The 6,261-nt window shown below is 70.2% G+C and carries 8 protein-coding genes; 6 read left to right on the plus strand and 2 right to left on the minus strand.

Translation table 11 applies throughout. From position 1 onward, the window contains the following. The 3 genes from ABDW35_RS29935 to ABDW35_RS29945 all read left to right on the plus strand — a co-directional run. On the plus strand, positions 1-418 hold a 418-nt coding region (locus ABDW35_RS29935), incomplete at its 5' end, for an ABC transporter ATP-binding protein (protein ID WP_343717502.1). A 171-nt stretch (positions 419-589) separates the two neighbouring features. Continuing rightward, positions 590-1,030, plus strand: coding sequence for a helix-turn-helix transcriptional regulator (locus ABDW35_RS29940; RefSeq protein ID WP_343717503.1), 441 nt, complete (start codon positions 590-592; stop codon positions 1,028-1,030). Between the two features lie 91 nt (positions 1,031-1,121). Then, positions 1,122-2,243, plus strand: a complete 1,122-nt coding sequence (locus tag ABDW35_RS29945; protein ID WP_343717504.1) for a DegT/DnrJ/EryC1/StrS family aminotransferase — start codon at positions 1,122-1,124, stop codon at positions 2,241-2,243. On the opposite strand, the gene ABDW35_RS29950 is transcribed toward ABDW35_RS29945, so the two are convergent. Continuing rightward, positions 2,240-2,851 carry a LysE family translocator gene (locus tag ABDW35_RS29950; RefSeq protein WP_343717505.1) on the minus strand — a complete coding sequence of 204 codons (612 nt, stop codon included), beginning with the start codon at positions 2,849-2,851 and terminating at the stop codon, positions 2,240-2,242. The genes ABDW35_RS29945 and ABDW35_RS29950 overlap by 4 nt on opposite strands. A gap of 184 nt (positions 2,852-3,035) precedes the next feature. Between ABDW35_RS29950 and lpxA the strand changes: the two genes are divergently transcribed. Both lpxA and ABDW35_RS29960 read left to right on the plus strand, forming a co-directional pair. Next, positions 3,036-3,815, plus strand: coding sequence for an acyl-ACP--UDP-N-acetylglucosamine O-acyltransferase (gene lpxA, locus ABDW35_RS29955; protein WP_343717506.1), 780 nt, complete (start codon positions 3,036-3,038; stop codon positions 3,813-3,815). Between the two features lie 64 nt (positions 3,816-3,879). Continuing rightward, positions 3,880-4,344, plus strand: a complete 465-nt coding sequence (locus tag ABDW35_RS29960) for an SRPBCC family protein (protein ID WP_343717507.1) — start codon at positions 3,880-3,882, stop codon at positions 4,342-4,344. Positions 4,345-4,347: 3 nt separating this feature from the next. Here ABDW35_RS29960 and ABDW35_RS29965 read toward each other — a convergent pair whose 3' ends face one another. Continuing rightward, on the minus strand, positions 4,348-5,250 hold the full coding sequence (locus ABDW35_RS29965) for an NAD-dependent epimerase/dehydratase family protein (RefSeq protein WP_343717508.1): 903 nt from the start codon (positions 5,248-5,250) through the stop codon (positions 4,348-4,350). Between the two features lie 186 nt (positions 5,251-5,436). Between ABDW35_RS29965 and ABDW35_RS29970 the strand changes: the two genes are divergently transcribed. Next, a partial coding sequence (locus ABDW35_RS29970; protein ID WP_343717509.1) for an aldo/keto reductase occupies positions 5,437-6,261 on the plus strand: 825 nt, incomplete at its 3' end.

Raw genomic sequence — 6,261 nt, forward strand, 5'->3', positions numbered from 1 at the left:
CGACATCCAGCGCCGCTCCGGCACCACCATGCTGTTCATCAGCCATGATCTCGGCGTGGTCCGCTACCTGGCCGACCGGGTGGTGGTGATGTATCTCGGCCAGATCATGGAGCAGGGGACGACCGACGCCGTCTTCCAGCCGCCCTACCACCCCTATACCGAGGCGCTGCTGGCCGCGGTGCCGGTGGCCGACCCGACGATCGAGAAGAAGCGCATCATCCTGGAAGGGCCGCTGCCCAGCCCGCTGGATCCGCCGCAGGGCTGCCCGTTCAACACCCGCTGCCCGCGCAAGCTGGGCGGCATCTGCGAGACAGAGGCGCCGCCGGAGCGCGCCGGCACCGACGGCCACGTCATCCGCTGCCACATTCCGCTGCCGGACCTCGCGGCCGTGGAACCCGTTCTGGGGCGCGCGGGTTAAGGGAGGCTGGTGCAAATCGCCTTATGCGGGTATTGCGGCCGAGTTCCTCGCGACATACTATAGTATGAGGCGGGCCGGGTTCGACACTGCGGCATCTTGGGGGACCGCACCAGATCGATCGTTCGCGATCGCATTCGGTGTCGGGCCGGGCCCGCAGGAGGAAGTAACAGTATGGCGACCCGCGGTTTGGACCGACAGCGCCGGCGCAAGACCATCACCGAAGATGGCCCGGATCCGGTGGACGTCCATGTCGGTACCCGACTGCGCCAGCGCCGCACCCTTCTAGGCATGAGCCAGGAGAAGCTGGCTGCGGCGTTCGGCGTATCGTTCCAGCAGATCCAGAAATATGAGCGTGGCGCCAATCGTGTCAGCGCCAGCCGGCTGCACCAGTTGACGCGCATCCTCAACGTGCCGGTCGGCTATTTCTTCGAGGGCATGACCGACGGTGGGCAGAACGGCATCGGCCTTCACCCGGCGCATGACAGCGAGATGGTGGCCAGCCGCGAGACGCTGGAGCTGGTGCGCGCCTATTACCGGATCGAGGATCCGACGGTCCGCCGGCGCCTGGTCGACCTGCTGCGCTCGCTGGGACCCGACGGGACCGAGCACTGAGGCTGGACCACCCGGGCCCGCGTTTCAGGCTAGCGTCGGGGCCGGGGCGGGGCTACATCACCCCCAGTTCCGTTCACCCTGAGGCTCGCCCGTGTCGCTCCCCTTTGTCGACCTCAAGCAGCAATACGCCCGCCTGAAGCCCCTGATCGACGCCCGCATCCATGCGGTGCTGGACCACGGCCAGTACATCCTGGGGCCGGAGGTGGCGGAGCTGGAGAGCGAACTGGCGCGCCGCGCGGGCGCGCGGCACTGCCTGACGGTGGCCAGCGGCACCGACGCGCTGATCATGCCGCTGATGGCCCGGGACATCGGCCCGGGCGACGCCGTCTTCGTGCCGGCCTTCACCTTCACCGCGACGGCCGAGGCGATCCTGCTGCTCGGCGCGTCACCGGTCTTCGTCGATGTCGATCCGCAGACCTATCTGATCGACATGGCCGACCTCGAGCGCCGCATCGCCGCGGTCGAGGCGGCGGGTAAGCTCACGCCCAAGGCGCTGATCGCGGTCGACCTGTTCGGCCTGCCGGTCGACTATCCCAAGCTGCAGTCGATCGCCGACGCGCATGGCCTGTTCGTGATCGACGACGCGGCGCAGAGCTTCGGCGGCGCCTTCCACGGCCGTCCGGTCGGGTCGCTGGCGCCGGTCACCGCCACCAGCTTCTACCCGGCCAAGCCGCTGGGCTGCTACGGCGACGGCGGCGCCATTTTCACCGATGACGACGAGCTGGCAGCGATCCTTAAATCGATCCGCGTCCATGGCGAGGGCAAGAGCCGCTACGACACCGTGCGGGTCGGCCTCAATGCCCGCTTCGACACCATCCAGGCGGCGGTGCTGTTGGCCAAGCTGCCCAGCTTCGGCGAGGAACTAGCGGCCCGGGACAAGCTGGCCCGGCACTATTCGGCGCGGCTGTCCAACCGGGTGCAGACCCCGGTGATGCCGGACGGGCTGGTCTGCGCCTGGGCACAGTACACCATCCGCGTGGCCGACCGCGACGCGGTGCGGGCCAAGCTCGGCGAGGCCGGGGTGCCGACCGCGGTCTACTACCCGACGCCGATGCATCTGGCCGAGGCCTACCGCGCCCATGGCGAGGGCGAGGGCTCGCTGCCGGTCAGCGAGGCGCTGAGCCGTGAGGTGCTGAGCCTGCCGATGCACCCCTTCCTGTCCGACGCCGACGCCGACCGGGTCTGCGACGCAGTGATCGCGGCGGTGGGCTAGCGGGTCGCCACCGCCACCGCGGCGCCAGCCATCACGGCGCCGGTGCCGCGGTTGATCGCCTTCAGCGCCCGCGGCGACCGGAACATCCGGCAGGCGCGCAGGGCCAGCACGACGTAGGCCGCCAGCACCGTGCCGTAGACCACGACCAGCGTCGCGGCGATCTCGGCGAATCCAACCCAGGTCAGCTGCTGGAGGTCGATGATGGTCGGCAGCAGCGCCAGGTAGAACAGCGTCGTCTTCGGGTTGCCCAGGCAGACCGAGATGCCGGTCAGGAACAACCGCAGGCCTTCGCCCCGCACCGGCTGGGCTTCGGCGGGCGCCGCCGGCGGGGCGGTCCACAGCCGCCAGGCCAAGTACAGCAGATAGGCCGCGCCGGCATATTTGATCACCACGAAGACCGGCTGCAGCGTCGCCGCCAGCATGGCCAGGCCCAGCGCCGTGGCACCCAGCCAAAGCAGGTCGCCGGCCATCAGCCCGACGCAGAAGGCCAGGGCCCCGCGGCTGCCGCGGCCCAGCACCCGCGCCACCAGCGCCGCGGTGGTCGGGCCAGGCACGGCGCAGGCGACGCCCAGCGTGACGGCGTAGATTAGCAGCGTCGACAGGTCCATCGCGTCCTCCCGCGGTGTCGTGCCGGATTATGCCCCGCCGGCGCCGGGCCGGCCAGATTCGCGGCATCATCGGCCAACGCAATGATTTGAAACAATTTTTGAATTCCGCCTTGGCGCCCCAGCCGGCAGGATCGCCGGCGTGCCGGTCCGTCCGGCCGCTTGTGATGTCCATCCGGAATCCCGCATGACCCTGATCCACCGCACCGCGATCATCGAGCCGGGCGCCGAGATCGGTGAGGGCACCCGCATCGGCGCCTATGCCGTGATCGGCCCGAAGGTCCGGCTGGGCCGCGACTGCATCGTCGGGCCGCATGCGGTGATCGAGGGGCGGACCGAGATCGGCGACCGCAACCAGATCTTCCAGTTCGCCTCGGTCGGCGCGCCGCCGCAGGACTTGAAATGGAAGGGCGAGGAGACGCGACTGGTCATCGGCCATGACAACATCATCCGCGAATATGTCACCATCCAGCCGGGCGTCGGCGTCTCCGGCGGGCTGACCGAGGTCGGCGACGGCAACCTGTTCATGGCCTGCTCGCACATCGCCCATGACTGCCGCATCGGCAGCCATACCCAGTTCGCCAACGCCGCGACCCTGGCCGGCCATGTCGAGGTCGGCGACCATGTCCATGTCAGCGGCTTGGCGGGGGTGCACCAGTTCACCCGCATCGGCGCCCATGCCTTCGTCGCCGCCGGGGCCATGGTGGCACAGGACGTGCCGCCCTTCTGCCTGGTCCAGGGCGACCGGGCGCGCCTCGTGTCGCTGAACGAGGTCGGGCTGCGCCGCCACGGCTTCACCGAGCCGGAGGTGCTGGCCCTGCGCCGCGTCTTCCGCATGCTGTTCCGCGGCACGGGGGAGAAGGCGGAGCGGATGGCCCGGGTGCGCCACGAGCACGGCGCGGACAAGGGCGTGGCCGCGATGCTGGAGTTCCTGTCCGAGACCCGGCGAGGCCTGGTCGCGGCCTGAGGGCGACGGCCTGGCCTTTCGGCGCGTTGATGACTCGAAGCCGACCTTCGAGGAGGACGACGCCATGACCGCCGTCAGCCCGCTGCGGGCCAATATCACCGTCGATGCGCCGCCGGACCGTGCCTTCGACGCCTTCATCGGCGAGATCGGCCGCTGGTGGCCGCTCGCCTACACCTATGCCGGGGTCGACCTCGACACTGCGGTGATCGAGCCGCGGGCCGGCGGCCTGTGGTTCGAGCGCAACCATGCTGGCGAGGAGACCGCCTGGGGCGAGGTCCGCGCCTGGGAGCCGCCGTCGCGGCTGGTGCTGTCCTTCGCCGTCGGCGCCGATCGCCGGCCCGAGCCGGAGGCGCGGGCCAGCGAGGTCGAGATCCGCTTCGTGCCGGAGGGCAGGGGCACCCGCATCGAGCTGGAGCATCGTGACTTCGAGAAGCACGGCGACGGGGCCGAGCGGCTGCGTGAGGGCATGGGCTCGCCCCAGGGCTGGGCGCTGATCCTGGCGGATTTCGCGCGGTATATGCGGAGCTGACGGTCAGCCCACCGGCATGTCCCGCTCGATCCACCCGGTCAGCGAACCGTGCTTCGGCGCCCAGCCCAGCTCCGCCCGGGCCCGCTTGCCGCGCACCCGGCTGTTCGAGCCCAGCGAATAGACGGCATGGCCGAAGCCCAGCGCGGCGATGGCGTCGTCGACCGGCCAGGGCTGCGGCGCGCCGAGGCCGAGCCGACGGGCGATCGCCGCCGTGGCCTCGGCGAAGGAGGCCTCGCCGTTCTCGACGTAATAGAAGGCGCCGGCCGACGCGCGGTCCAGCGCCAGGGCGTAGAGATCCGCCATATCGTCGACATGCACGTTGGACCAGATGTTCAGACCGCGCCCGATGTGCCGGACCACGCCGGTCTTGCGCGCCTGCGCCACCAGCGCCGGGATCTGCACGCTGTCCGGGTTCAGCCCGGGCCCGGTGCCGTAGATCAGGCTGTTGCACAGCACCGCCGACCGCACGCCGCGCCCGGCGGCCTCGACGATCATCCGGTCGATGGCGACCCGCGCCGCCTTGCCCGACACCGGCTCGACCGGCGTGTCCTCGTCATAGATCCGGTCCGACGCCCATTCGCCGCGGGCATCGTCGGCCACCACGCTGGTGCCGCTGGTGTGCAGGAAGGGCTTGCCGCTGCCGGCCAGGGCGTCGAGCAGCGCCTCGACCGCCGCCCGATCGTCGGCGCTGGCGGTGTTGATGACCGCGTCGGCGGCTTCGGCCTCGCGCGCCAGCAGCGTCGTGTCCGACAGGTCGCCGATCACCGGCTCGATGCCCAGCGCCTGCAGCCGGGCCGCCTTTTCGGGCGACCGCACCAAGCCGCGGATCCGGTGCCCGTCCCGCAGTAGCCGGACCGCGACGGCGCCGCCGATATAGCCGCTGGCGCCGGTCAGGAAGATGGTCATGTCCGTGCCCTCATCCATGGTCATGGCAGGAAGATGAGGGCAGGGGATGGCTGTGGAAAGCGGCGGGGCCGGACAACCATCTGTGAACCGGCTTCACAAGTCATGATCTGGCCGGCCGGATTATCGCCGCCGCCGGTCCCGACCACATTGCGGCCCGACACGAACCGGACAGACAGGACACCCGACATGACCACTCCGCTCGTCACCGCCAACGGCGCCGAGATCCCGGCGCTCGGCTTCGGCACCTTCCGGATGAACGGCGCGGACACCGCCCGCATGGTCCGGCACGTGCTGTCGATCGGCTACCGCCACATCGACACGGCACAGATATACGGCAACGAGGCCGAGGTCGGCGAGGGCCTGGCCGCCTCCCGCATCGCCCGCAACGACGTGTTCCTGACCACCAAGGTCTGGGTCGAGAACTACCGGCACGACGCCTTCCTGCGCTCGGTCGAGGAGAGCCTGCGCAAGCTCGGCACCGACCATGTCGACCTGCTGCTGCTGCATTGGCCGAACCAGCAGGTGCCGCTGGCCGAGCAGATCGGCGCACTGAACGAGGTGAAGACGGCTGGCAAGGTGCGCCATATCGGCATCAGCAACTTCAGCACTGCGCTGATGGCGGAGGCCGAGGCGCTGAGCCCGGCACCGCTGGTCACCAACCAGGTCGAGTACCACCCTTATCTGAGCCAGGCGCCCGTGCTGGCGGCGGCGCGCAAGGCCGGGATGAGCGTCACCGCCTATTACGGCATGGCCGACGGCAAGGTGATCGGCGACCCGGCGATCCAGGTGATCGCCGCCCGCCACGGCAAGACCGAGGCGCAGGTGGTGCTGCGCTGGCTGGTGCAGCAGCCGGGTATCGTCGCTTTGTCGAAGACGGTCAGCGAGGCCCGCGCCGCAGTCAACCAGGCGATCTTCGACTTCGCGCTCTCGGCCGAGGAGATGGCCGCGATCCACGCCCTGGCCCGCCCCGACGGCCGCCTGGTCAGCCCGGAGGGCCTGGCGCCGGAGTGG

This window comes from Inquilinus sp. (assembly GCF_039594555.1).
Taxonomy (GTDB): domain Bacteria; phylum Pseudomonadota; class Alphaproteobacteria; order DSM-16000; family Inquilinaceae; genus Inquilinus.

Coding starts and splice junctions, on each gene's coding strand:
- ABDW35_RS29940 (WP_343717503.1), top strand. CDS start 590: ATGGCGACCCGCGGTTTGGACCGACAGCGCCGGCGCAAGACCATCACC.
- ABDW35_RS29950 (WP_343717505.1), bottom strand. CDS start 2,851: ATGGACCTGTCGACGCTGCTAATCTACGCCGTCACGCTGGGCGTCGCC.
- lpxA (WP_343717506.1), top strand. CDS start 3,036: ATGACCCTGATCCACCGCACCGCGATCATCGAGCCGGGCGCCGAGATC.
- ABDW35_RS29960 (WP_343717507.1), top strand. CDS start 3,880: ATGACCGCCGTCAGCCCGCTGCGGGCCAATATCACCGTCGATGCGCCG.
- ABDW35_RS29965 (WP_343717508.1), bottom strand. CDS start 5,250: ATGACCATCTTCCTGACCGGCGCCAGCGGCTATATCGGCGGCGCCGTC.